This window comes from Pantoea sp. Acro-807 (assembly GCF_011752675.1).
GTDB lineage: Bacteria > Pseudomonadota > Gammaproteobacteria > Enterobacterales > Enterobacteriaceae > Pantoea > Pantoea eucrina.
This window is the reverse complement of the sequence record NZ_VWXE01000004.1, coordinates 53,769-79,606: the sequence shown is the minus strand read 5'-3', so window position 1 is coordinate 79,606 and position 25,838 is coordinate 53,769. Positions and strand designations below refer to the sequence as shown.

Annotated in this window: 20 protein-coding genes; 11 read left to right on the top strand and 9 right to left on the bottom strand. The window is 55.9% G+C overall.

Going from position 1 to position 25,838, the window contains the following annotated elements; all coding sequences use genetic code 11:
• Positions 1–390: 390 nt before the first annotated feature.
• From F3J39_RS11140 to malT, 3 genes are all read right to left on the bottom strand, one after another.
• Positions 391–1,122 carry a YoaK family protein gene (locus tag F3J39_RS11140; RefSeq protein WP_166714187.1) on the bottom strand — a complete coding sequence of 244 codons (732 nt, stop codon included), beginning with the start codon at positions 1,120–1,122 and terminating at the stop codon, positions 391–393.
• A gap of 198 nt (positions 1,123–1,320) precedes the next feature.
• The gene (locus F3J39_RS11135) at positions 1,321–1,848 is read right to left on the bottom strand and encodes a phenolic acid decarboxylase (RefSeq protein ID WP_104085653.1); all 528 of its coding nucleotides are present in this window, start codon (positions 1,846–1,848) and stop codon (positions 1,321–1,323) included.
• A gap of 82 nt (positions 1,849–1,930) precedes the next feature.
• A complete protein-coding gene (malT, locus tag F3J39_RS11130) occupies positions 1,931–4,633 on the bottom strand; it encodes an HTH-type transcriptional regulator MalT (protein WP_071668334.1) in 2,703 nt (900 codons plus the stop codon).
• 275 nt (positions 4,634–4,908) lie between these two features.
• Between malT and malP the strand changes: the two genes are divergently transcribed.
• Both malP and malQ read left to right on the top strand, forming a co-directional pair.
• Positions 4,909–7,311, top strand: a complete 2,403-nt coding sequence (malP, locus tag F3J39_RS11125; RefSeq protein WP_166714186.1) for a maltodextrin phosphorylase — start codon at positions 4,909–4,911, stop codon at positions 7,309–7,311.
• Between the two features lie 8 nt (positions 7,312–7,319).
• Positions 7,320–9,374, top strand: coding sequence for a 4-alpha-glucanotransferase (gene malQ / locus F3J39_RS11120; RefSeq protein WP_166714185.1), 2,055 nt, complete (start codon positions 7,320–7,322; stop codon positions 9,372–9,374).
• 89 nt (positions 9,375–9,463) lie between these two features.
• Here malQ and malM read toward each other — a convergent pair whose 3' ends face one another.
• The 3 genes from malM to malK all read right to left on the bottom strand — a co-directional run bounded on the left by malM (position 9,464) and on the right by malK (position 12,942).
• Complete coding sequence (malM, locus tag F3J39_RS11115) at positions 9,464–10,375, bottom strand: maltose operon protein MalM (protein WP_166714184.1); 912 nt, start codon at positions 10,373–10,375, stop codon at positions 9,464–9,466.
• A gap of 114 nt (positions 10,376–10,489) precedes the next feature.
• Positions 10,490–11,791: a maltoporin gene (locus F3J39_RS11110; protein ID WP_040113487.1), complete on the bottom strand. Its 1,302-nt coding sequence runs from the start codon at positions 11,789–11,791 to the stop codon at positions 10,490–10,492.
• Positions 11,792–11,817: 26 nt separating this feature from the next.
• Positions 11,818–12,942 carry a maltose/maltodextrin ABC transporter ATP-binding protein MalK gene (gene malK, locus F3J39_RS11105; protein WP_040113486.1) on the bottom strand — a complete coding sequence of 375 codons (1,125 nt, stop codon included), beginning with the start codon at positions 12,940–12,942 and terminating at the stop codon, positions 11,818–11,820.
• 362 nt (positions 12,943–13,304) lie between these two features.
• Here malK and malE point away from each other — a divergent pair, with 362 nt between their 5' ends.
• From malE to uraH, 9 genes are all read left to right on the top strand, one after another.
• Positions 13,305–14,495, top strand: a complete 1,191-nt coding sequence (gene malE / locus F3J39_RS11100; protein ID WP_166714183.1) for a maltose/maltodextrin ABC transporter substrate-binding protein MalE — start codon at positions 13,305–13,307, stop codon at positions 14,493–14,495.
• Between the two features lie 58 nt (positions 14,496–14,553).
• The gene (gene malF, locus F3J39_RS11095) at positions 14,554–16,086 is read left to right on the top strand and encodes a maltose ABC transporter permease MalF (protein ID WP_040113484.1); all 1,533 of its coding nucleotides are present in this window, start codon (positions 14,554–14,556) and stop codon (positions 16,084–16,086) included.
• Between the two features lie 9 nt (positions 16,087–16,095).
• Positions 16,096–16,986 carry a maltose ABC transporter permease MalG gene (malG, locus tag F3J39_RS11090; RefSeq protein WP_094111587.1) on the top strand — a complete coding sequence of 297 codons (891 nt, stop codon included), beginning with the start codon at positions 16,096–16,098 and terminating at the stop codon, positions 16,984–16,986.
• 456 nt (positions 16,987–17,442) lie between these two features.
• Positions 17,443–17,574, top strand: a complete 132-nt coding sequence (locus F3J39_RS18935) for a hypothetical protein (RefSeq protein ID WP_255402130.1) — start codon at positions 17,443–17,445, stop codon at positions 17,572–17,574.
• 46 nt (positions 17,575–17,620) lie between these two features.
• On the top strand, positions 17,621–18,823 hold the full coding sequence (locus F3J39_RS11085) for a YcaO-like family protein (RefSeq protein ID WP_158531829.1): 1,203 nt from the start codon (positions 17,621–17,623) through the stop codon (positions 18,821–18,823).
• A complete protein-coding gene (locus F3J39_RS11080) occupies positions 18,820–19,659 on the top strand; it encodes a class I SAM-dependent methyltransferase (protein WP_166714182.1) in 840 nt (279 codons plus the stop codon). The genes F3J39_RS11085 and F3J39_RS11080 overlap by 4 nt, the downstream gene beginning before the upstream one ends.
• Before the next feature lie 222 nt (positions 19,660–19,881).
• Positions 19,882–20,670, top strand: a complete 789-nt coding sequence (locus F3J39_RS11075) for a hypothetical protein (RefSeq protein WP_139239662.1) — start codon at positions 19,882–19,884, stop codon at positions 20,668–20,670.
• A gap of 206 nt (positions 20,671–20,876) precedes the next feature.
• Positions 20,877–21,980 carry an NADH:flavin oxidoreductase/NADH oxidase gene (locus tag F3J39_RS11070; RefSeq protein WP_166714181.1) on the top strand — a complete coding sequence of 368 codons (1,104 nt, stop codon included), beginning with the start codon at positions 20,877–20,879 and terminating at the stop codon, positions 21,978–21,980.
• A 127-nt stretch (positions 21,981–22,107) separates the two neighbouring features.
• Positions 22,108–22,521 (top strand): hydroxyisourate hydrolase, encoded by a 414-nt coding sequence (gene uraH, locus F3J39_RS11065; protein ID WP_071668326.1) that lies wholly within the window; start codon positions 22,108–22,110, stop codon positions 22,519–22,521.
• A gap of 40 nt (positions 22,522–22,561) precedes the next feature.
• Here uraH and F3J39_RS11060 read toward each other — a convergent pair whose 3' ends face one another.
• The 3 genes from F3J39_RS11060 to F3J39_RS11050 all read right to left on the bottom strand — a co-directional run bounded on the left by F3J39_RS11060 (position 22,562) and on the right by F3J39_RS11050 (position 25,805).
• Complete coding sequence (locus F3J39_RS11060; RefSeq protein WP_071668325.1) at positions 22,562–23,800, bottom strand: aromatic amino acid transporter; 1,239 nt, start codon at positions 23,798–23,800, stop codon at positions 22,562–22,564.
• A 147-nt stretch (positions 23,801–23,947) separates the two neighbouring features.
• Positions 23,948–24,958, bottom strand: coding sequence for a Gfo/Idh/MocA family oxidoreductase (locus F3J39_RS11055; protein WP_166714180.1), 1,011 nt, complete (start codon positions 24,956–24,958; stop codon positions 23,948–23,950).
• Between the two features lie 25 nt (positions 24,959–24,983).
• Entirely contained in the window at positions 24,984–25,805 is an 822-nt protein-coding gene (locus tag F3J39_RS11050) for a TIM barrel protein (RefSeq protein WP_166714179.1), read from the bottom strand.
• Positions 25,806–25,838 lie beyond the last annotated feature (33 nt).

Below are 25,838 nucleotides of genomic sequence, written 5' to 3'. Positions count from 1 at the left end.
AACGATATATGTGGAACACGATATCTTTCTTCAGTTGCCACCTGCCTGCGGATGAACGCTGCAGGGAAAATCAATCGCGCGCGGCGTGTGTGTCCCGATACCTTACCGATCACGTTTGAATACTCTCCCGCGTAGTGTTTAGCGAGATCAGCGCCTGTTATTGCACAATCATCATATGCCACTATAACTTCATATAATGGGACTTATATGAACTTATAAAGAGGGCATTGACGGGAGTTGTGATGATGGACGTGGCGCTTCAGCTCAAAAAACCGGCGTCGCTACGTGAATTCTGCAGGTATTGCAGCACTGGTTACCCTGCAGAATTCACCCAGCGCTGCCGGTTTTATCAGCAAAAAACAGCACCGGAGTGCTGTATAGTTTGTCGGGTTACCAGAAACGCACGCCGGTAAGATGCAGCGTACGGGCGATGCCGCCTGCTGCAATCAGCGAAAGCGCGATTCCCAGCATAGCCATCGCGTCAAAGCCAAAGTGCCGGAACAGCAGATAGCCCGCCACGCAGCCTGTGAGGAAAGAGAAGATGGTTACAAGGTGGGTATAAAGAAGCTTGCGATGCAGATGGCGCTCACCCGCTTCGCTGCTGCTGAACGTTGCCCGCAGAAAAGAGCCCAGCGCAATACCGGCGTCGGTCAGCGTACCGGTTACGTGCGTTGAGCGTACGCGACCAGACGAGAGCTGTGTCGAGGTGGAATTATGGATCCCCATCAGCAGGCCGAGCGTGACAAGGATTTCACCGTTGTTACGTTCTGAGTACCACAGGATCTCCACCACTGACGTCATCAGCAGAAGCAGTCCCTCAATGAAAAGCACCTGACAAAAAATGGTCCTGATATTGCGTTTAAGCCCCCAGGCAACCGTCAGGCGCGCGATCATTGAGCCGGTGACAAATGCCAGAATTAAGCCGGCCAGAAACAGCAGATCCTGCAGATCGGAACCTGAAACTTCAGCAGAGATTTGGGAGGTGTTACCGGTCATATGGGAGGGGAAAAAACCAAAAGCACCGAATGCCATGGCGTTAAGTATACCTGCAGTGGTCGCCAGCGTGAGCGCCAGCAGGCGATCTTCGCTGTGCGAACGTAACTTCTTTTTTCTCAGCAGCATCCTTCTCTTACCTCGCAGCGTTAAGGCACATAATATTAGCGTAGCGCACTATTCAGCATAGCGAAGTCTGGCCAGGACGCCTGTAACTAACTGCTTTCAATAGTTAATAATGTCATAAAATGCAAATTCAGAGTGAGAGCCGGAATAACCCGCTTTCAGTGACGTTGTCACATAATACGGGCGATTCCGGCTATGGCGTTACTTATTATCAAAATAATCAGTCGGCATCTGTCCCGGTGCCATGTTGATCACCTCGTCATTGTCTGGCCCCTCATTTTTCATATAAGTGACCTGAGCAAATTCCGGGATAATAATATAGGGATAGGCCGGTCCCTCGTCACGAAAACGCTGCATATCTTCAATGAATTCATTCTGATAACAGATCGTTTTTTCCGGATGCTGCCCCTCCCCGGCGATCCACTGCGGGAAAAAAATCGTACCGTGAATAAGTTTACGTTCGAGGTCGAACAGCAGGCTTACGCAGGTGCCGGTGGGTTCATGCCAGTCAACCTTATAGATACCGGGTGCAAACTGCACCGCATGCATCTTCTGATGGGTAACCCAGCGTCCCCCTACCAGTCCCTGATGAATACGGTAGTCGCAGGTGGTGGCGTTACGGGCATACCACTCATATTTCCAGCCGTTATCATAGGTATAAACAAAATGGGTTCCGATAAATGCAGACAGATCGCTGGCCTGTTCTGTCGCTGATGCGATTGAACTCATGCTTCACCTCACCAATGGGGAAAAAAAAGCGTACTGGTAAGGTATAGCGCGTAATACGGGATTGCGTATCGCTTAACGACGTTTACACATACCCCATTAGTCTCAACATCGACCGCGCTTCGTGCATGGCTTCATTGCGATGGGTCACTCCCAGCTTCTGATAGAGGTTGCGGATATGGGTTTTGATGGTGGTAGCGGCGACATCAAGCTCGCCGGCAATCTGCTCATTGCTGTAACCGGAATAGATCAGACCCAGCACCTGCCATTCGCGCTGCGTCAGTGGGCTGGTGCGGACCAGCTCCGGAACATCGGGGTGGTTGAGTAAACGGCTGACAAAGCCCTCATCAAAATGGGCAAATTTATGCCGGTGATACTTATTAATTTCGTGCAGGATGCGGCGGGCGCGATGTTCATCTATCTCTTCCAGCACCGAAAGCTGCAACAGTTGCCGCAGCTGCTGCGCCATGATCTCGCCCTCAATCACAAACTGACTCATAAACCCTGTACTGCGCGCCAGCTTCAGGGCGGCAATCAGCACCCGCTGTGCATCGGGTTTACGATTAGTCTGCCAGTAAAGCTGATTAAGCAGCAGCAGGTTGCTGTTAAAATCGCTGGTGAGCTGAAGCGTCCGGGCATTCTCATTCAGCTCATCCAGAATCACTTCCGCCTGAATCAGATCGCCCGCCAGAAGCTGTGCCCGCGCCACGTTACGCCACTGCTCCTGTAAGAAGTGATTATTGGCGCTGGCCGGCCGGGAGGTAACGCGCAGCCACTGACTGGCGCTGGCGCTATCCCCGGTCAGCTGCCAGTAAAGGATACGCGCTTTATCCGCGTTGGCGATCCAGTCGATATGCAGCGTGCCATTATTGAGCAGATTCTCCAGCCGGGTAATGTGCGACCGGGCATTATCCAGATTACCCCGCGCCAGCGAGCACTGGATCAGCAGTCCCAGACACTGGATCTGCTGCTGCGGAGGAAAGCCGCGCAGTACCTGCATACCACTGCGAGCCGCCTGTTCAGCTTCATCAAGCCGACCCCAGGCCCAGAATAGCTGCGCGCGAATGCGTAACAGAAACTCATGCAGCGGAAATTGTGCGAGATGCTGTTCGTGAACCAGACGAAACGCCTTTTCCTGCATCTCCCATGCCGATTGTAAAAATCCCTGCGCAAACAGAATCTCGCTCTGCTGGATCAGGCTCCAGAGAACGTAGTGCCAGGTCTCTTCTTGCCGCGCCATCTGCTCTGTCTGACGCATCAGCGCCAGTGAATCAGCCAGCTCTCCTTTACAGTGCATGACCTCACCGTGGACAGAGGTCGCGACAATGCGGCTGTAGCTTTTCGATGCCGGCAGCAGCTGCAGAGCAAGACGCGCCAGCTGCGCGGCCTCTTCCGCATTGCCATCGTTAATGGCCACTTGAGCGCGTATTGCGTGCAGCTCGCCCTGCAGAGAGGCATCCATCTCACAGCAGCGCTGCTGTTCAAACTGCGCCAGCAGGCTGTTAACTTCGGAAAAACGATGCTGGCTCTGCATCAGCCACGCCTGCAGCAGCACCAGCTCCGGGTTTTCCAGCAACAGTGGCCATGGCAGAACCCGCAGGGAAGACTCCAGCAGCGCCAGTTCGCTTTGATTAAACAGGGTCCAGGCGTGCTCCAGCAGCACGTCGCGCAGCATATCGGTATCACCCGAGGCCAGGGCATGGTGGATCGCCTCGCCCGGGAAACCCTGCCTCATCCAGCCTCGCGCCGCCGCACGATGCAGGGCCGGCAGCTCCGCGCTAAGCTCCCACTGACAGCGCTGCCGCAGAAAACTGCCAAACAGCGGATGGTAGCTGAACCACTCGCCCGCATTATCCATGCGCTGCAAAAACAGCCCCTGCCGCTCAATCTCCTCCAGCCGCATGCGGCCATTATCTTCACCCGTGACTGACGTCACGAGGGCATCATTCATCGAGCGCAGCAGCGCACTCTTCAGCAGGAACTGGCGGGTATCGGCATCGACAGTATCCAAAACCTCCTCAACCAGATAATCGGTGAGATGGCTGGCGTTGATGCCTGATAAACGGCGCGCGGAGTCCTGCGCTGAGCCTGCGCCCTGCCGGGCTGAGATAGCAATCAGCTGCAGTGCGGTCGCCCAGCCAGCCACATCATCACACAGCTGGTCGCTCTCTTCACCGGGCAGTGGCGCCTGCAGCCGGTTATCAAAAAATTGTTTAGCTTCATCGTGCGTAAAGGCGAGCTGCTGGCTGCTCAGCTCCAGCAGCTGTTCACGCACGCGCAGATTGGCGATGCCCAGCTGTGGCAGACCGCGCGACAGCACCACCAGGGTCAGATTTTCCGGCTGATGCTTCAGAAAAAAGCGCATCGCCTCATGAATAACCGGATTGGTAATATGATGGTAATCGTCAATAACCAGCCAGGCCGGACGCTGATAGTCAGCCAGCTCAATAAACAGCTGCGAGAAAAGCGCATTGAGATTAACGTAGTGCCGCTTTTGCGCCAGTGATTCACTGCGGCTGCAGCTGCCCTGAGTGGCCTGCTGCAGCGCAGCAATCAGATAGTCAGCAAACCGTTCCGGCTGATTATCCCCCTCATCCAGCGAATACCAGCCCAGGTCGCGCTTTTCTGCCGCCCACTGCGAAATCAGCGTGGTTTTACCGTACCCTGCGGGACTGGTAATCAGCACTAACCGGTAAACGGCGGCGGCATTCAGTTTCTGCAGCAGACGGCTACGGACCACCATGGCGTCATGGCGCACAGGGCGACTCAGTTTTGACGGGATCAACATCGACGCACGCTCCTCCGTTAACGTCTGCGCAGTATTATTTTACGCTTCGTAATTATTCGACATACACGTTATCCATACGCCATCTTAATGCAAGCGAACTCAGCAGCGCGGCTTAACAAAAGCGAGGGGTATCACACTCCTGTCACGCTTTCGGAGTTTCCTTACCCTCTCCTCCCTCTCTATCCTCCTGCCTGAATAGTGCCGGGGAGGAGGAGATACACAACCGGCGCAGGCAAAATGCACGCTGACCTCTTCCTCTGACGGATGCTTAAGCCATGACCCAGTTACCTTTTGATTCCGACCGTTTTTCTGCTGCCCTGACGCGACAGTGGCAGCGCTTTGGCCTGCCCGACGCGCAGGCGATGAGCCGGCAGCAGTGGTGGCATGCCCTGAGCGGTGCGCTTGCCGAACTGCTGGCTGAACTGCCCGCGCAGCCGGCAGCGGGACCGCAGCGCCACGTTAACTATATTTCGATGGAGTTTCTCACCGGCCGTCTGACCGGCAATAACCTGCTTAACCTCGGCTGGTACCCGGCGCTGAACGATTTGCTGCAGCAACAGGGGCAGTCGCTGAGCGATGTGCTGGAACAGGAGATCGATCCGGCGCTGGGAAACGGCGGTCTGGGCCGCCTGGCCGCCTGTTTTCTCGATGCGATGGCAACCACGGGTCAGCCCGCTATCGGTTATGGCCTCAATTATCAGTACGGACTGTTCCGGCAGCATTTCAGCGACGGCGCGCAGCAGGAGCGGCCGGATGACTGGGGGCGAAATCGCTACCCCTGGTTTCGCCATAATGCGGCGCTGACGGTAACGGTTAATCTGGGCGGCAAGGTGAAAACTGAGCAGGGAAAAAACCGCTGGATCCCGGCGTTTCAGCTGCAGGGTGAGGCCTGGGATCTGCCGGTTGTGGGTTACCAGAACGGGGTGGTTCAGCCGCTGCGCCTGTGGCAGGCGAGCCACGCGCAGCCATTTGACCTGCAGCGGTTCAATAACGGCGATTTTTTGCGGGCGGAAAAGCAGGGCATTGATGCAGAGAAGCTGACTAAAGTGCTCTACCCTAACGATAACCATCAGGCGGGTAAGAAACTGCGCCTGATGCAGCAATATTTCCAGTGCGCCTGTTCGCTGGCGGATATTCTGCGCCGCCATCAGCAGGCGGGTCACGCTATTGACACGCTGGCCGATCGCGAAGTCATTCAGCTCAACGATACGCATCCCACTCTGGCGATTCCGGAACTGATGCGCCTGCTGCTGGATGAGTATGATTTCAGCTGGGAAAGCGCCTGGCAGCTGACGCAGCGCACCTTCGCCTATACCAACCACACGCTGATGCCGGAGGCGCTGGAGTGCTGGGATCTGACGCTGTTCCGTACCCTGCTGCCGCGCCACATAATGATTGTGAATGCCATCAATGCGGCACTTAAGCAGCAGGTTGAGGCGCAGTGGCCCGGTAATGCTGCCATCTGGGCCAGACTGGCGGTGGTGCATAATCATCAGGTGCGTATGGCTAACCTCTGCGTGGTGACCTGTTTTGCCGTTAACGGCGTTGCTGCCCTGCACTCAAAACTGGTGACAGAGGATCTTTTTCCGGAATATCACGCGCTCTGGCCGGCGAAATTCCACAATGTGACAAACGGCGTGACGCCGCGCCGCTGGATCAACCAGTGCAACCCGGCACTGGCTGCACTGATCGACCGCTCGCTGAATAAACCCTGGCTGACCGATCTCGACGCGCTGCGCGCGCTGGAGCCGCTGGCAGAGGACGCCTCATTCCGCGCAGAATATCGCGCCATCAAACAGCAGAACAAACGCGATCTGGCACAGTGGGTGGAACAGAAAACCGGCATTGTGATCAATCCGGACGCGCTGTTTGATGTACAGATAAAACGGCTGCATGAGTACAAGCGTCAGCATCTGATGCTACTGCATATTATTGCGCTGTGGCAGACGCTGGTCAGCGATCCGCAGGCCAACCTGGCGCCGCGCGTGATGCTGTTTGGCGCAAAAGCTGCACCTGGTTATGCGCTGGCCAAAAATATTATCTATGCCATTAACAAAGTTGCCATGACGATAAATGCTGACCAGCGCGTGGGCGATCGGCTGAAAGTGGTGTTTATCCCGGACTATAACGTCTCGGTCGCAGAAAGGCTGATCCCGGCAGCCGATCTCTCGGAACAGATCTCCACGGCCGGCAAAGAAGCGTCAGGCACCGGCAATATGAAACTGGCGCTGAACGGCGCCCTGACTATCGGTACGCTGGATGGCGCTAACGTGGAGATTGCCCGCGAGGTTGGCGACGAGAACATCTTTATCTTTGGCCATACCGTGGAGCAGGTCAGCGCGCTGAAGAGCGCGGGCTACGCCCCGGCAGTCTGGCGCAAAAAAGATAAACAGCTGCATCAGGTGCTGACGGCGCTGGAGGATGGCACGTTTAGCGACGGCGATTGCACGGCATTTGATGCGCTGGTGAAAAGTCTCGGGGCGGAGGGTGGCGATCCTTATCTGGTACTGGCCGATTTCCGTCACTATCTCAATGCGCAGCAGGATGCAGAAAAACGCTGGGCCGATAGTGAAGCCTGGACCCGCGCGGCGATCCTGAATACCGCACGCTGCGGCATGTTCAGCGCCGATCGCGCTATTCGTGACTATCAGCAACGAATCTGGCAGGCGGTGCGCTGAAGATGACAATGACAACGCTTACTCCGGCAGCGCTGATCGCGCCGGAATATATTGATGCTCACGGCAGACCGCGCCGCATTCCGGCCGCCACCGAGCAGTGGCTGCACACGATCATACAGCCGCCTCTCGCTACACCGTCAGCGCTGCCCCCGGTAGCAATTTTTCGTGGCGGAGAAGCCGTGGTAGTAGAGCCAGCGCTGAGCGGGGCGGCAGCATGGGAGCTGACCAGTGAAGCGGGCGAGCGCTGGTCAGGTGAGTGCCAGCCTGGTGAAACGCTGCGGTTGCCGGCACTGCCGGAAGGCTATCATCAGCTGACCCTGACGCAGCCGGCGCTGCTGTCGCGCTGCAGCCTGATTGTTGCGCCACCGCGCTGCTATGAGCCACCGGCATTGCTGGCCGGCGACAAGCTCTGGGGCTGCTGCGTGCAGCTCTATACGCTACGATCGCAGCATAACTGGGGCATCGGCGACTTTGGCGATCTGCGCCAGATGGCGGCAGAGATCGCGCAGCGCGGCGGCGCATTTATCGGGCTTAATCCGCTGCACGCCCTCTTTCCGGCTAATCCTGAGGGTGCCAGCCCTTACAGCCCCTCCTCGCGCCGCTGGCTGAATGTGCTCTATATCGACGTCAATAGCGTGGAGGATTTCAGACTCAGTGAGGCGGCGCAGGCGTGGTGGCAGCAGCCTGATACCCAACAGCGGCTTGCGGCCGCGCGTGACAGCGAATACGTAGATTACGCCGCCGTTACCGCGCTAAAGCTGGAGGGCTTACGCCTTGCCTGGAGACAGTTCAGACGACGTTCGCCGGATGAACCGGTAATGCAGGAATTTGATGCGTTTGTTAAAGCGGGCGGACAGAGCCTGCTGAGTCAGGCGTTGTTTGATGCGCTGCAGGCGCACCAGCGCGCCAAAAATCCTGCGCTGTACGGCTGGAAAAGCTGGCCGGAAGCGTATCAGCATCCCGACAGCGCCGCCGTGCTGGCGTTTCGTATTGAACATAGCGACGAAGTACGCTTTTACCTCTGGCTGCAGTGGCTGGCTGCCTCTCAGTTCGCGGCCTGCTGGTCCGTGTGCTGCGCGCAGCAGATGCCGGTTGGCCTCTACCGCGATCTGGCGGTAGGCGTCGCGCAGGATGGCGCAGAGACCTGGCGCGAACGCGATCTCTATTGTCTGCAGGCCAGCGTGGGTGCGCCGCCCGATATTCTGGGGCCGCTGGGGCAAAACTGGGGGCTGCCACCGATGGATCCGCAGATCCTGACAATGCGTGCGTTTACCCCGTGGATCGATCTGCTGCGGGCCAATATGCGCGACTGCGGCGCGCTGCGCATTGATCACGTAATGGCACTGCTGCGCCTCTGGTGGATCCCGCAACATGAGAAGGCCGCTGAGGGCGCCTACGTTCACTATCCGGTTGATGCCCTGCTGGCCATTCTTGCGCTGGAGAGCCAGCGCCATCGCTGTATGGTGATAGGTGAGGATCTGGGCACCGTACCGGAAGCGATTGTCGCTAAGCTGCGCGACAGCGGCGTCTACTCCTACAAAGTGCTCTACTTTGAGCAGACGGCAACGCGCGCGTTTCGCGCGCCGGAAGCCTGGCCACGGCAGGCGATGGCGGTTGTCACCACGCATGATATGCCTACCCTGCGCGGCTGGTGGCAGAGTGATGACTTAACGCTGGGCAGCAGGCTGGGACTCTATCCGGATAAAGCGATCCTGTCGGGTCTGTACCGCGAGCGCGCGGCGGCAAAAAAGGCGCTGCTGCATACGCTGCAGCAGCAGGGAGCGCTGGCGCACCGCTATCCGCTTCAGCGCGGCCGTGCGCCCATGCGCCGCGCGATAAACCGTGCGGTTCACCACCTGGTGGCGGCCAGTAACAGCGCCCTGCTTGGCCTGCAGCCGGAGGAGTGGCTCGATATGGATCGGCCGGTAAACGTGCCCGGTACGGTGGACAGTTACCCTAACTGGCGCCGCAAGCTCACGCTGTCGCTGGAGGCGATGTTTACGGATGAAGGGATTACGCACCTGCTGCAGGAGGTCAGTCACGTGCGTCAGCGGCACCCCTGATCAGACGCCCCGGACCGGGGCGGTTTCTGCAATAAAAAAGGTGCGCCGGAGCGCACCAGGTGCTGCAACTCAGCACTGTCGGGGCAGGTTCACCCCTTGCCTTTTACACTGCTGATAAACGTTTGCCGCGCTGAGGTGGACCCCAGTCGCTCGGCCTCATTCAGAAGCTTCAGCGCTTTATCAATGTTGCCCTGGCTGACCGCCTGACGGATATTCTGATTGAAGTAACTTTCGGTGTCGTTTTCCAGCGGCACCGGCTTCACGGCAGAGGAGGGACGCACGGCAGCGGGCGCAGGCGCCTGAGTATTGCCGATCACAACCGGAGCCGATGCCGATGAACCGAACAGCGGGCCGACCAGAATAGAGGACGCGGAACTGGTGGAGACTTTCAGCTTCAGCCTGCCGCTCTGGCTGTGTGTGGCAACCGGATCGGGAATATCAGGAACCGCATGGCCGGTGCCTTTCGCGTAAGCTTTGGCCGGATCGACCAGCGTGGTGGTCTGGGTCAGATCCCGGTCGGTGGTAAAGACCAGCAGATAAATTTTCTGCTGTCCCGGCACCGGCGTCAGTTTCATTACGCCTTCAAGACGATCGGCGCTCATGACGCCCGGCTGCTGGTAAGCAAAGAACTGCGACGGGAACCACGCTGCCGGACGCAGGTTTTCATCGAGCACCAGTACATTAGGCGCGAACACGCGGTTGTCAGCAACCTCACTGCTCAGCGTAACGGTCAGCTCACCCTGACTGGCTGGCAGACTATACGCCGCAACCGGACCACGGATCCCCGGCAGAGCATCTCCGGTGCCGCTGTCGCGCAGCTGAGTGGTTACCGCACGCGACGTGTCAGCAGGTTGCCAGTTCAGGCGCTGCAGAGTTTCAGGTGAAACGGCGGGCGCGGTGGAGAGATCCTGCGGCACCAGATTAATATCAGCGACAGCGGGCAGCGTAACGCCGGTCAGCAGCGCAGCGCTCAGGCAGAGCGCGGTAAGCGTTTTTTTCATCGTTTTATCTCTGATAGCTGGAGGCAGCGCCGGCACCAGGCAATGGCCAGCGCTGCCTAATCGGTGAGCCGCACCGGCGGGTGCGGCCATTCTGTTACAGGGTAACGCTGAGGCTTACCACCAGATTTCCATCTGTGCGCCAAAGCTCCACTCGTCATTGTCGCCCCGGCTGTTGGTGAACAGGCCGTTACCGGTGCTGTCAGCAGCGGCCAGCGTGGTCAGGTTGCCATCGGCATTTTTGCTATAGCCCCACTTCTCATCCCATTTGGCATAGGTTGCAAACAGGCGCAGCGCCGGACGGGACCAGATGCTGTCGCCCGCCTGCCACTGCTGGGCCAGGGTAATTTTGTACTGCCCGTTGCGATCGCCGACCTGCTGCGACTTCACGTTGTCGTAGCCCAGCTCAAGCAGCGTGCTCATGATAGGCGTCCATTTGTACATCGGGCGCACGCCCACGGTGTACCATTCGTTGCCGCGATTATTATCGAGGTCGGTGTTCTGATACATCGCGACGTACATCAGGTCCCAGCGCTCGGCCAGCGAGATGGCACCGTGATCCAGCACGCGGTACATTTTGCCGTCGTTATTGATATTCGTGCCCTGCGGCAGCCCTTTGCCCTGCGAAGTCAGCGCGTCCGTTGCGTACTGAAGTACAAACTTGTTGTAGCCTTTCAGCATGCTCTGCGTATGTTCGGCGGTGAAGAGCCAGCCATCTTTGGACGCGCCATCCTCCAGACGATACCCGTCGCGCGCGTTAGCACGGCCATAGTCGACGCCGAGTTCCAGCACGCCATCCGGGTTGGTTTCCAGACCCGCCAGGCGCACATCAAACACGTCGTTCGCGGTGCTGGTTGCGTAGTCGCGGATGCGATCGCTGGAGAAGGTGTAGGAGCCGCCCGCTTCTGATGAGCGCGTGGCGGCGAAAGAGAGTTTGCCGAAGCCGAGGTCAACATCTTCCAGGCCTGCGCCGGGACCGGAGATATCCCAGTAGTAGAAGTCGATCATATGCACGTCGTGACGCTGATAAAAGCGCTTACCGGCCCAGATAGTAGAGCCCGGCAAAGCATCAATCAGGTTTTTGCCTTTAACGTTGGCTTCGCGGAAGGCAGGTGAAGTTGCCTCCCAGTCATTCTGCTGCGATACGGAGTAGGCAACGTTGGTGTCAAAATAGAAACTCTTATCGCCCTCCTTCCAGACTTCCTGTCCCAGCTTAAGCTCGGCGTAGGTTTCACATTCGTTACCCAGACGGTACTTACTTTGTGCGCCGGTCGCCTGGAAGCACTGTTGTTCACCGCCGCTGCCGGTCCAGCCAATGCCGGAACGGGCGTAACCGGTGAAGTCCACCGCCATAGAGGAGGCGGACAGGGTACCCGCAGCGATAGCGATCGCCACGGGGAGTTTGCGCAGAGTTATCATTTATTTATCTCCTGAGATCATTGCTTTTATTGTTTTGCAGGGTACACACCAGGCTCCTGATGCAGCCTGCGACAGGCGCTGCCATCTTCACGAAACAGATGGCAGCGTTCCGGCGGCAGGCCGATGCCCATCAGGGCGCCCTCTTCTGCCAGCACCACGTCCTCCTGGCGGTAAACCAGGTTTTGACGGATGGCGGGTATTTGAATGTGGATTTGCGTTTCATTGCCGAGCTGCTCAACGACCTGCACCTCTCCCTCCAGCGTGACATCGGCGATGTCGCTGGAGAGCAGATGCTCAGGCCGGATACCCAGCGACATGTTGCTGCCGATCTGCACGCCGGTGCTCTCGACCGGCAGCCAGACCAGCTGATTGTTGGGCAGACGCACCTGAACCTGATCGATTGCGGTGGCGGTTACTTTTACCGGAAGGAAATTCATCCGCGGGGAACCGATAAATCCGGCGACAAAGCGATTGGCGGGGTAATGATAAAGTTCCAGCGGTTTGCCAATCTGCGCGATGCGCCCTGCTTCGAGCACCACAATTTTGTCGGCGAGCGTCATCGCTTCTACCTGATCGTGGGTAACGTAGATCATGGTGCGCTTCAGCCGTTTATGCAGTCGCGAAATTTCGATGCGCATCTGGACGCGCAGCGCGGCATCAAGGTTGGATAACGGCTCGTCGAGCAGAAAAACGCGCGGTTCAGCCACCAGTGTCCGGCCAATCGCCACCCGCTGCCGCTGACCGCCAGAGAGCGCTTTGGGCCGCCTGTCCAGCAGATGCGCCAGCTGCAGCACCTCGGCTACCTGGTTTACACGCTGCTGGATCTCGGCGCGCCTGACGCCGGCCAGCTTCAGGCCAAAGGACATATTTTCCGCAACGTCCAGATGCGGATAAAGCGCATATGACTGAAACACCATGCCGATCCCGCGCTCTGCTGGCGGTACCTCATTCATGCGCTTGCCGCCGATCAGCAGGTCGCCTTTAGTGATGGTTTCAAGCCCGGCAATCATCCGCAGCAGGGTCGACTTACCGCAGCCGGATGGTCCGACAAACACCACAAATTCACCTTCGGCAATCTCAAGATTGATATCTTTCGAGACTTCGGTTTCACCCCATGTTTTGGAGACATGACGTAACGCAACGCTCGCCATAATACTTTTCCTCTCAACGTGCCCTGTTGGCTGATATGACTGCTGGCCGATTCTGTGGCTCATCATGAAAGCCCCGGCAGCCGCTGACATCCTCCACCACAACGTGAATGCACGGGGGATGAGCCGGGAGGAGGAGAAAGGATGCGTGCCGGCTGCCAGCTGCCGGATGAAGAAATTTTTGTGATGTCAGACGCAGAAAAAAGCGAGAGAAAGTGTGCGCCAGCCCATAAAAACAGGGATTTTTGCAGGCAGGATCACGCGTTTACGCCTGCAGGCGTAGAGAGCAGGAGGATGAAACCGTGCTGCAGAACCTGACAATAAACGGGACGCTTACTTCCCGCTTTCGTTTACAGGATGGACTTATGACAATGAAAACCGTCTCGCGCTTATTCGCCCTCTCCGCGCTCTCCGCCGTGCTGTTCTCTGCTTCGGCTCTCGCAAAGATCGAAGAGGGAAAACTGGTTATCTGGATCAACGGTGACAAGGGCTACAACGGACTGGCCGAGGTTGGCAAAAAATTTGAGCAGGAGACCGGCATCAAAGTCACCGTGGAACATCCGGATAAGATGGAGGAGAAGTATCCGCAGGTGGCCGCCACCGGTGATGGCCCCGATATCATTTTCTGGGCTCACGACCGTTTTGGCGGCTATGCGCAGTCAGGTCTGCTGGCGGAGATCTCACCTGACAAAAATGTGCAGGACAAGCTGTTTCCCTTTACCTGGGATGCGGTGCGCTACAACGGCAAGCTGATTGGTTATCCGGTATCGGTCGAGTCCCTCTCGCTGATTTATAACAAAGATCTGGTCGCCGAACCGCCAAAAAGCTGGGAAGCCATCGCCGATCTGGACAAGCAGCTGCGCGCCAAAGGCAAGAGCGCCATCATGTTTAACCTGCAGGAGCCTTACTTCACCTGGCCACTGCTGGCGGCAGGCGGTGCTTATGCTTTCAAACCTACGCAAAGTGGATTTGATATCAAAGACACCGGCGTGGATAACGCCGGGGCGAAAGCGGGCATGCAGTTCATTGTGGATCAGGTCAAAGCCAAAGTGCTGAATGCGGATACCGACTACTCCATCGCTGAAGCGGCATTCAATAAAGGGCAGACGGCGATGACGGTTAATGGTCCGTGGGCGTGGAGCAACATCGACAAGAGCGGCATCAAATACGGGGTGACCACCCTGCCAACGCTCAATGGCAAACCCTCTAAAACCTTTGTCGGTGTACTGAGCGCCGGTATCAACGCCGCCAGCCCCAACAAAGAGCTGGCAAAAGAGTTTCTGGAGAACTATCTGCTGACCGACAGCGGGCTTGAGGCGGTCAATAAAGATAAGCCGCTGGGCGCCGTGGCGCTGAAATCGTATCAGGCAATTCTGGAGAAAGATCCGCGTATCGCCGCCACCATGAGCAACGCACAGAACGGCGATATCATGCCAAACATCCCACAGATGTCCGCCTTCTGGTACGCCATGCGCACTGCCACCCTTAACGCGCTGAAAGGACGCCAGAGCGTGGACGCCGCGCTGAAAGATGCGCAGACCCGTCTGAACAAGTAAACCCTGTCTGAAGCCGGCGCTGTCCGGCTTTTTATCAGCTGTTGAGGAATTTCGGATCATGTCAGGAAAAACGGAACGGTACAGCCAGATGCTGAAAGGCGTACTGGTTGGCGGCTGCTGTCTGTTAGTCGGCTATCTGCTGGTGCTGATGTATGTGCAGGGAGAGTACCTGTTTGCGCTCATGACGCTGATTGTCAGCGCAACCGGCATCTGGATTTATGCTAATCGCCGCGCTTATGCCTGGCGCTATGTCTATCCGGGCCTGGCCGGCATGGCTATTTTTGTGCTGTTTCCGCTGGCCTGCACTATCGCTATCGCGTTCACCAATTACAGCAGTACCAATCAGCTTTCGCAGGAACGGGCGCAGCAGGTGCTGCTTGGCAGGCAGTATCAGGATGGCGCCGGGCTGAATTTTGCGCTCTACCCGGCCGATCGGCGCTGGCAGCTGGTGCTCAGCGACAGCAGCAGCGATGAACGCTACGTCTCCACGCCGTTCGATTTCGGCAGCGTACAGACCCTGACGCTGCAGCAGGCGCCGCTGCCCGCTACTCAGCGCGCCACGCTGAAAGTCATCACCATGCATCGCCAGGCGCTAAGCCAGATCCGTGCCCGGTTGCCGGATGGACGTGAGCTGGTGATGAGCTCCTTACGCCAGTTCTCGGGTACCCGTCCGCTCTATGTTGCCGGGCACCAGGGCGTGCTGAAAAATCAGCAAACTGGCGTACGCTATCAGGCTAATCAGGACACGGGGTTTTACCAGCAGATTGCGGCTGACGGCAGCTGGGGCAGTGAACAGCTGAGCCCTGGATTTACCGTTAACGCGGGCTGGAAAAACTTTGTTCGCGTCTTTACTGACGAAGGGATCCAGAAACCGTTTCTCGCCATTTTTGGCTGGACGCTGATCTTCTCGCTGGTGACGGTGATCCTGACCGTTGCAGTGGGCATGGTGCTGGCCTGTCTGGTGCAGTGGGAAGCGCTGCGCGGTAAGGCTATCTACCGCGTGATGCTGATTTTGCCCTACGCCGTACCGGCTTTTATCTCCATCCTTATCTTCAAGGGGCTGTTTAACCAGAGTTTTGGTGAAGTTAACGTCATGCTCAAGGCGCTGTTTGGCGTCCAGCCTGCCTGGTTCAGCGATCCCGCGCTGGCGCGTACCATGCTGGTCATCGTGAATACCTGGCTCGGCTATCCCTACATGATGATTCTGTGCATGGGGCTGTTAAAAGCTATCCCGGACGATCTGTATGAGGCTTCCGCGATGGATGGCGCGGGTCCGCTACAGAATTTTTTCCGCATCACGCTGCCGCTGCTGCTTAAGCCCCTTATGCCGCTGATGATTGCCAGCTTTGCCTTTAATTTTAATAACTTTGTTCTGGTGCAGCTGCTTACCAACGGCGGACCGGATCGGATCGGGACTACCACGCCCGCCGGCTACACGGATCTGCTGGTCAATTACACCTGGCGTATTGCGTTTGAGGGCGGCGGCGGGCAGGACTTTGGCCTCGCGGCGGCGATTGCAACGCTGATTTTCATGCTGGTCGGGGCACTGGCGGTCATCAACCTGAAAGCCGTGCGCATGAAGTTTGACTGAGGAAAAATTATGGCAATGGTACAACCCAAATCACAAAAGCTTCGTTTGCTGCTGACGCATCTGCTGCTGCTGGTTTTTATTGCCGCCATCCTGTTTCCGCTGCTGATGGTGGTCGCTATTTCACTGCGTTCCGGCAATTTTGCGACCGGCTCGCTGATCCCGGAGCAGATCTCCTGGGAGCACTGGAAGCTGGCGCTGGGATTCAGCGTGACTCAGCCGGATGGCAGCGTCACACCGCCACCCTTCCCGGTACTGCTCTGGCTGTGGAACTCGGTGAAGATCGCAGCGATAAGCGCGCTGGGTATCGTGACGCTATCCACGACCTGTGCCTACGCCTTTGCCCGCATGCGTTTTGCCGGCCGCGCAACCCTGCTGAAAGGTATGCTGATCTTCCAGATGTTTCCGGCGGTGCTGTCGCTGGTCGCGCTCTATGCATTGTTTGACCGGCTCGGTCAGTATGTGCCCTTTCTCGGACTCAATACGCACGGCGGCGTAATCTTTGCCTATCTTGGCGGCATTGCGCTGCACGTCTGGACCATTAAAGGCTACTTCGAAACCATCGATGGCTCGCTGGAAGAAGCGGCCGCGCTGGATGGCGCAACGCCCTGGCAGGCGTTTCGTCTGGTGCTGCTGCCGCTGTCGGTGCCGATTCTGGCAGTGGTCTTTATTCTGGCCTTTATCGCCGCGGTCACCGAAGTGCCGGTCGCTTCGCTGCTGCTGCGTGACGTTAACAGCTATACGCTGGCCGTTGGTATGCAGCAATATTTAAATCCGCAGAACTATCTCTGGGGCGACTTTGCCGCCGCTGCGGTGTTGTCTGCCATTCCCATTACGCTGGTATTCCTGCTGGCACAGCGCTGGCTGGTCAGCGGTCTGACAGCGGGCGGTGTTAAAGGCTAACCTCTTCATCATTGTGTGACCTCGCTGCCCCGGTGTTTAACCACCGCTGGGGCGTTTGACGGCCCCCGGGCCGTCTTTTTTTATGGCGAGGGAAATAATCAACATTTTTTCTTACTGAACCCGACCTCCCCTGGGATAAGAGATGATTGATTTATGCAACTCCATCAGGAAATTATTTAGAAAAAAAGAGGCATAGCCGTGCAGATAAAAATCCTCATATTACCTTTGAAATCAATCACCCGGAAAATGAACGATAAAGCGGCAAGGAATTATTTTATAAATAGTAATATTTCCGGGAAAGTAATATGAAAAATTAAAGATAAAACTGCCAAAAACTTCAATAAGTATAAATTGATCTGGCGCACATTTATATTATTCAGGGTTTGAATTCAGAGTGAACGTTAATTAAATATATCCCTGCCGCAATCAGCGGTTTGCTAATAAAGGAGTCTAATCATGGGATATTTAAACTCAGGCATCAGCAACAGCAATAGCGAGAATGCAAACAAAGCCGTACTCACTATTGAAGAAGAGGAAGTGTTAGCGTCCGCCTCGCAGGCGGATGAAGAGAGTCAGTCTGAAGACTAACATTTCAGCGGCACATTATTGTGCCGCTTTAATATGGACATTTATCATGACTATCCTGCCTGAAAGATCTGTCACCCTTACCCGGTCAAGAAACGCAATAGAGCGTTATTTTTCCCGCCAGAATATTCAGATAAAAAATGACAACTTTGGCAATACGCTTTCAGCTACGGTTACGCTGTTAAACAGGGAAAGTGGCACCAAACCGATTTCTGGCTGCGGTAAAGGCTATGCAGAGGAAGCCAGTGTTGGTGCACTCTATGAAGCTTATGAACATTACAGAAGCTTTCCGGCACTCAGAGAGAAAAGCAGGTTATATCCCTTCGGGTCAGTCATTCAGCAGGCAGAACTTCGCGGGATGTTGCCATTGACTATTCTTGCGAAATCATCACCCGCCAAAATTGCAGCAGTGGAATTTACAGATAAAAAGGGTTGTGCGTCACTGCTCTGGCCTCTTTTTTTAACGGATTGCGAATATTTCAGCCATATCATTCAGGGAGACACTACAGACTATAGCGCAGCGCGACGCTATACCAGTAATGCAGGTATCGCTGCGGGTTATGGTTTTACTGAAGCAGCGATTCACGCCATCGGAGAAATAATAGAGCGGCACTGCACAGGTATCCTGCTGGCAAAAACATTTTTCTATGGTACACAAAAAGAGGTTCGACTTGTTAATACGGATTCACTGCCCCCTGCAGCTGAAAAACTTTTCAATGATGCTCAGTCTGCTTTAGAGGATGAAATCAATATTATTGATGCCTCAGAACCGTCACTGCCTCCTGTTTATCTTGCTTACTGTAAGAGTAAGCCGCGCCTGGGGATAAACATCTACGGCGCTGGCTGTTCACTTTATGCTGACCATGCGGTTGCCCGGGCTATCAAAGAACTGGTCCAGCTGCATAAACTGGCCGATAATTTTACCTGCTTTACTGAGGAACTGGAAAAACACCAGCATAACCTGAGAGAGCATGAAAAATTATATCGCAGCCTTGTTGCCGATTTTGGCAGCCTCGCTTCTGTCAGCGTTGAGCTGCCAGAGAAACGCGCTGAACTGACTCTGCAAGAGCACCTTCACCGCCTGACAACCCTGTGCGAAATGGCCGGATTGCCTGTATGGCTTAAAGAAATAGACAGCGATCCTGCCGGCGTATCACTGGCCTGTGCCGTCATGCCCGGTATGGAGCGATTTGCCCTGGTCAGTTTGGGTAACGTCGTTATTCCCTGCCGAAGCTATCAGGATCAGATATGAGTAGAATGATTTACATCCGGGTCCCGAATCGGGAACGGCATGATATTTTTATCATGACAACCTCTGAATCGATTTTTGCCGGCATACGAAAGCCGTTAAGCCACGTGGCTTACAGCATCATTCTTCCCGATATGATAAAAGGCCCGCTCATTTCGCTGGATGAAACCAAAGATGAAATAACCCTCGGCATCAGAGTGCTGGACGATCCGGCGTGGCGTGAAAAATTACTTCCCCCCTGCCCGGATTACAATATCCACTTTCCATGGCCGCCGCTGGATGATGAAGGGAATGAGGCTATATGCCCGGAATCATTCTGGGACCAGATGGCCGGTACACCGGAGAAGCTGGACATACAGGAAGCGCACTTCCGCCTGCATACCGTAAATTTGCTGCGTGAGATTGCTTTTCCCGACTGCCGCGTATTTGACCCGGCCTGCTCTACCGGAACCTTCCTTGCCTCAGTAAAACAAAAGCTTCCCCGGCTAAACTATTTCGCTGCCGATCGCGCGGAAAAAATGGTCCTGAAGGCCAGGCAGCAGCTGCCGCAGGTTGTACAGAGCGACTTTATGCAATCCTGTGACCGTGACAGGTATGATATTATTTTTTGCCGCTTCGCCAATCATGAAGTGATAAGACACGATCAGGCAGCACCTGTTATCGATAAACTTATTACGCTGCTTAATAAGAAAGGGTATTTAATTATTTTTGGTCATACCCCTGTAAATTGTGATGTTGAAAATCATGTGCGGGGCAAAAACATTGCTCTTAAAATGACAAGCGGCTATAGCGAACGTTCAGCAGGTTTTTTCCAGTATTATCTGTTACAGACACTTTGAAAGACTGCGCTGAGGCCACAGGCACGTGCGACATACCGCTTAACATTAAGCATAAAATGCTGCAGTGGCGCTGCTGCTCTTTAAGCTGAATAACAGATTTTACTTTAAGCAGTGATTACTAAATTTTCGATCAAAACTAATTCCAATCATTAGATACCCTGAATACATTAGCGATACTAAAATCTATTGTCAGGGATAATTGTGGATTCGTTAAGGAAATCAGTGACTGTCAGCGCAGTATCCGATGGCGTTCTGAGTAAAAGAACGCTCAAACTATGCAGATTGCTTAATGATAGCGATAAGCTGATCGATATTGCGCCGGCGACCGCTTTTCTCGATTTTTTGAAAGGCATGGAAGTCACGCATAGCGCCTACCAGCGTAGCGGTATTATCAAGAGCAAGCGTGCGCTGTTCCTTTATAACGAAGGCCTGCTTCATCCTGACAGCACCCTGTTTCTGGCGCGTAAAAAACAGGAGATCCTCGGCACAATCAGCGTGATTGCTCAGCGAAACCAGCAGCTGCCCTGCTCCCTGCTGTTTGGTGCAGAGATAGCCGCCCTCGGGCTGGAAAACCGGAAAGTCGTAGAGCTTGGTACGCTGTCGGTCAAGCAGACGCAGCAGCAGGACAATCTGGTGTTTATGCTCTATCTCAGGATTATGATTTATACGATTTTTGTGGAGCAGGTAGACGATCTGCTTATTCAGGTTAAAGAGAACGTAGCGCCTTTTTATATGCGCAATTTCATGTTTACCCGGATAGGTAAAACCAAAAAACATCCTGAGTACAGCGATCTGAATGCTGTGTTATTGCGTCTCGACGTTAAGAAGATGCGGGAAAAAATCTATGAACAACAGTGCTACGGAGCCAATGGCTGGCTGCGTATTTTATGCGAACTTGGACTGAACCGGCACTATCGTACCATCTGTGCTCAGTGTCGTAATGGCCAGCGCTTCAGGCCGGATCCGCAGGATGCCGCTGTTTATCGTTATCTCTGCTCGCTTCAGAGGTAAATTAAAGGCCACCGCAAGCCCTGTCAGGCGATATTACTGCCGCGGCTGCAGAGGGTGTATTTATAGTAAAATAGTATGTTGTAACTAGAAAGCCAAATCTTTCCGGTTAACGTCTAGAAACAGAATCCCTGTGCCGGGCCGCCTCCGTTCGCCGATGACCATCTACACTTATTTCACCTGAGATCCCCTGAAAACATGAGGTTAAGATGAGTCTGTTATTTAGCGCCACGAAACTGGGACAGCTCTCGCTGGAGAATCGCATTATTATTGCGCCCATGTGTCAGTACTCCGCTGAGGCGGGTAAAGCCACCGCCTGGCACCGTATCCATCTGGGGCAGCTTGCCCTGTCCGGTGCGGGCTTACTGATTATCGAAGCAACAGCCGTTGAGGATATCGGCCGCATATCGCCGGGCGATCTGGGATTGTGGGACGATGAGACTGAGGCGGCACTGGCCAGCGTGCTGGAGGATATCCGTCCATGGGCAACCCTGCCAATAGGTATCCAGCTGGGTCACGCAGGTCGCAAAGCCTCCTGTGCCGTGCCGTGGGAAGGCGGCGAGCAGCTTTCGGCTCAACAGGGCGGCTGGCAGACGGTGGCTCCCTCCGCAGAGGCTTACCAGTCGGGCGAACAGGCGCCACACGCGCTGAGTAAAGAGGAGCTGATGCGCCTGAAACAGGCCTTTGTTGACAGCGCGCAGCGCGCGGTCCGCATCGGTATCGAACTGGTTGAAATGCATGCTGCCCATGGCTATCTACTGCATCAGTTTCTCTCTCCGCTCAGTAACAAGCGCGATGATGAATATGGCGGATCGCTGGAAAACCGCATGCGCTATCCGCTGGAAGTGTTTCAGGCGATACGCGATGCTCTGCCAGATTCAGTACCGGTGGGCGTGCGTATTTCAGCAACTGACTGGGTCGCAGGCGGCTGGGATAATGAGCAGTCTATTGCGTTCAGCCAGCAGCTGGCCGCCGCAGGCTGTGCCTATATTCACGTCTCCAGCGGCGGACTGTCGCCCGATCAGGAGATCGATATCGGCCCAGGCTATCAGCTCTCTTTTGCGCGCGATATTCGCAAAGTGGTGGATATACCGGTAATCGGTGTCGGACTGATAACCGATCCGCAGCAGGCGGAACAGGCTCTGCACACCGGTGATACGGACCTGATTGCGCTGGCGCGCGGCATGCTCTGGGATCCGCACTGGCCGTGGCACGCTGCCGCTGAGCTGGGCGCCACCGTTAAGGCTCCGCCGCAGTATCTGCGTTCAGAGCCGCACGGTCTGAAAGGCACTCTGGTACAGAACGGCAAGTGATCCATTGCGGCAGGCGCTCCGCCTGCCGCACCCCTCTGGGAAATTTCACAGATTGTGGCCAGCGTGAGGCGCTCCGGCCCTTAGCCTCTATGCTTCATTTCACGCATTCACATTAAAGGACGATGAAATGAAACCTCAACACCTTCTGCTTTCTGCTGTTTTACTTTGCACCGCTGGCGTCGCCGCGGCCGATACCATGAAAAACCCGGTGAGCGTGCACGTGCTCAACCTGCAGACTGGCATCCCCACCGCCGGCGTAAAAGTAGAACTGGATCAGAAAGCAGGCGATAACTGGACAAAACTGGCAGAAGCCACCACGGATGCGCAGGGGCGGATCCCTGCACTCTATCCGAAAGATAAAATGGCGCAGTCAGGTATTTATCGCGTGGTGTTTAAAACCGGGGAGTATTATAAATCAGTTAATCAGCAGACTTTCTTTCCGGAAATTCCGGTGATTTTTAACCTTGAGAAAACCGATCAGCATTACCATATCCCGCTGCTGCTGAGCCAGTATGGCTATTCAACCTATCGCGGTAACTGATTGATAAAACGCGCTGGCGTCAGGCCAGCGCGTTCTCCTGTCAGCCTGGGCCAAATCGCGGCAACCACTCCAGCCAGCTCAGCAGCCACGCTACGATGTTCAGTCCCCCAAATAGCAGTACCAGCGTAATCGCCAGCGAGGATTTTTTATGCGTGGCGAAGCGCTTTTCTGCCCGTAATGCGAGCAAGGCCGGGATCGCTACCGCCCACAGGGTGGCAAACAATCCGGCATAGCCGATGGCCGCCACAAACCCGTGTGGCCAGACAATCGACGCCAGCAGCGGCGGCAAAAAGGTCAGCAGCGCCGTTTTCACACGCGCCCGGCGCGTATCGCCCTGCCCCATACGGTCGGCGATATAGTCGAACAATCCTGCGGTGACGCCAAGAAACGAAGCGATAACGGCAAAATGGGAAAAGAGCGACAGCATCAGGGTTAATGCCGGCACCTGCAGATGCGAGCCCAGCGCCGCCATCAGCGCGGCGATATCCCCGCCCTGCGCAACAATACCCGGAAACGCGCTGCGCGGCAGGTTTCCCATCGTGCTGACGATCCAGAACAGGTAGAGCGCAAGCGACATCAGGGTCCCGAGCAGCAGCGCACGTGCGATCCTGCGCCGGTCGCGATGGTAATAGCTCACCAGCCCGGTGATATTGCCGTGATACCCAAAAGAGGCCAGGCAGAAAGGCAGCACGCCGAGCGCATAGGGCCAGTAAGCGCTGCCTTCTGGCGCTGGCTGCAGCAGTGAGGCACTGTCAACCTGCATCAGGAGTCCGCCAAACAGCATAATAAGCAGCGCAATTTTTGCCACTACGCAGAAGGTCATAAGCCGGCTCACGCCACGCGTGCCGAGCAGCACGACCCCTGCAACCAGCAGCGTCAGCGCAATTTTCGCACCGGCCGCTGTCAGCGGCAGTCCCAGCTGATTAAGAGAGTGCTGATAGACCGGACCGCTGGCTGAAATGTAGGCGTAGGTCAGAATACCCAGTACAAACAGGATGCTTAACCCGTTGAGCCTTGCCCAGCCGCGTCCCAGCAGATCGCGCACCAGCGTGTCATAGCCGGCGCCGGCAGTATAGTGCAGGCTGACGCGCATAAACAGCAGGCCGGAGAGCAGCATCGCGCCCCAGCTGATAAACAGCAGCAGCACGCCCCAGCCAAACCAGCTTCCTGCCATAACCACAGGCAGCGTAAACATACCGGCACCCACAACGGTGCCACAGATGATCATAGCGCCCCACCAGACTGAGGGCTGGCGCGGCGTGAGTTGAGGTACTGACATTAAGACGACTCAGAAAATTAGCAAAGGCGGGATGATACACATCATGTACTAGTATGTAGAGTACAAAACGCAAAAACAGACTGGCAGGGTTGTAAGCAGATAATGACAGCAGCGCGCCTGCAGAGCAGGCGCGCAGTTCAGGCGGGGTTACTGATAAAAAGCCGGACGGGGTGGCATCGTAATCTGAACAATATCGCCACTCTTCTGAGCCGCGACGCAGGCGTCTGCCGCTACCGCCGCCGCATAACCATCCCAGGCAGAAGGCCCGGTCAGCTCATCGGCAAGCACATTGTTGATAAATGCCTGCAGCTCCACATCGTATGCATCGATAAAGCGCTTTTTCCAGTCGGTCAGGATGGCCACAGAGAGCGCAGCGTTACTGCGCGTCTGCACCGCCACAGGTTCCGGCAGCCGGGCAATGCCGCTTTCTCCGACAACTTCACACTGAATGTCATAGCCATACTGGCAGTTAACAAAAATTTCGACGTCGATGCGCGTGCCCTGCGCCGTTTCCAGCAGAACAATCTGCGGATCTTTCAGGTGTGAACTGGCGTGACGCGTTTTGCGTGGCCAGATCACCTGCGCGCTGACGTAATCATCATTCAGTAACCAGCGCAGCACATCCAGCTCATGGATCAGCGTATCGGTAATCGCCATATCCGTGGTGTAACTGTCACCCACCTCCGGACTGCGATGCGCGCAGTGCAGCATCAGCGGCGCGCCAATCTCACCGCTCTCCAGCACCTGCTTCAGCGCGCGATAGCCGCTGTCATAAGGTCGCATAAAGCCGACCTGTACGCGTTTTTTACCGCCGGCCATCTCCGCTTCAACGATGTTCATACAGCCCTGCGCCGTCACTGCCAGCGGCTTTTCACAAAATACCGCCTTGCCCGCTTTGATCGCCGCCAGCACAAACTCTTCATGAGTGGGACCCCAGGAGGTCACCAGCACGGCCTGTACGTCAGGCGCATTAATCAGATCGTGCGCGCTGTCGTAGATCTCCGCCTGCAGCTGTAGCGCAGCTGCGACCTCTTCACACTGACGGCGGTCGATATCATTCAGCGCCACTACGCGCGCGTTCTGCAGCACCTGACTGCAGCGCCGGATATGTTCACGACCGATTGCACCGGTGCCAATTACGCCAATATTGAGTGTCATAGTCTGTTTCCTGAGCCGGTTGCGGTTAGCGGTTGAGATAGTCGATACTGCTGCGGATCTGCTGCTCAATCTCAGCAGCGCTCCAGCTCTCCATCACCGATGAGAAAGGCTCAAACGCATAGATCCCGCGATACCCCATCTCTTCAAGGCGGGCCACCTGCTGTTTTGTCTGCAGTCTGTCATCGGCGCTGAGCATAATACGCTCTTCATCCGTCAGCTCTGCCGCCGGCCGCGTATCGGTCACGCCGGACAGGTGAACCAGACCAATCTCATGCACGTTGACGTGCCCGGCAAAGTCCGCTTCGGCACCTTCATAAAGATGATGATGGAAGGTATCCAGCACAATTTTGAACGGCACCCCGGCCTGTTTGATCAGCTGCTGCGCCTGCGCGGCAGAACGCAGCGAACTCTGCGGAAAGCCCAGCGGCTCAACCAGCCCCTGAATGCCGTATTCTGCAAACAGCGGCGCCAGCGTTTGCAGCGCATCGATAGTCTGTGCGTCGCTGACCGGCGCACCATCGTTGAGCGGACAGAGCACCAGCGCTCTGGCACCGCTTTCAGCTGCGTCTTTCAGCAGGCCGCGGGTCTTTGCCAGAACCTCATCATTGAGCTGGTTAAACGGATAAACCGCATTGATTGTTTCGATAGTCAGATCGTGCTCGCGCGCCAGCGCGCTGACCTGCGCGCCACCGAGATTGTCGGTCACGCTGCCGCTTTTCATGTCATTGCGGATTTCAACCTTGTGCAGCCCCAGCTTTGACACCAGCGCAAAAAATTCACTGATGCTCAGAGCGGGAGCAATTTTGCGATTAATACAGAGGCGGTCGCTGCTTAGTTTACCGGTCATATTCAGTCCTGATGCGTACGGGTTGGAAGGCAA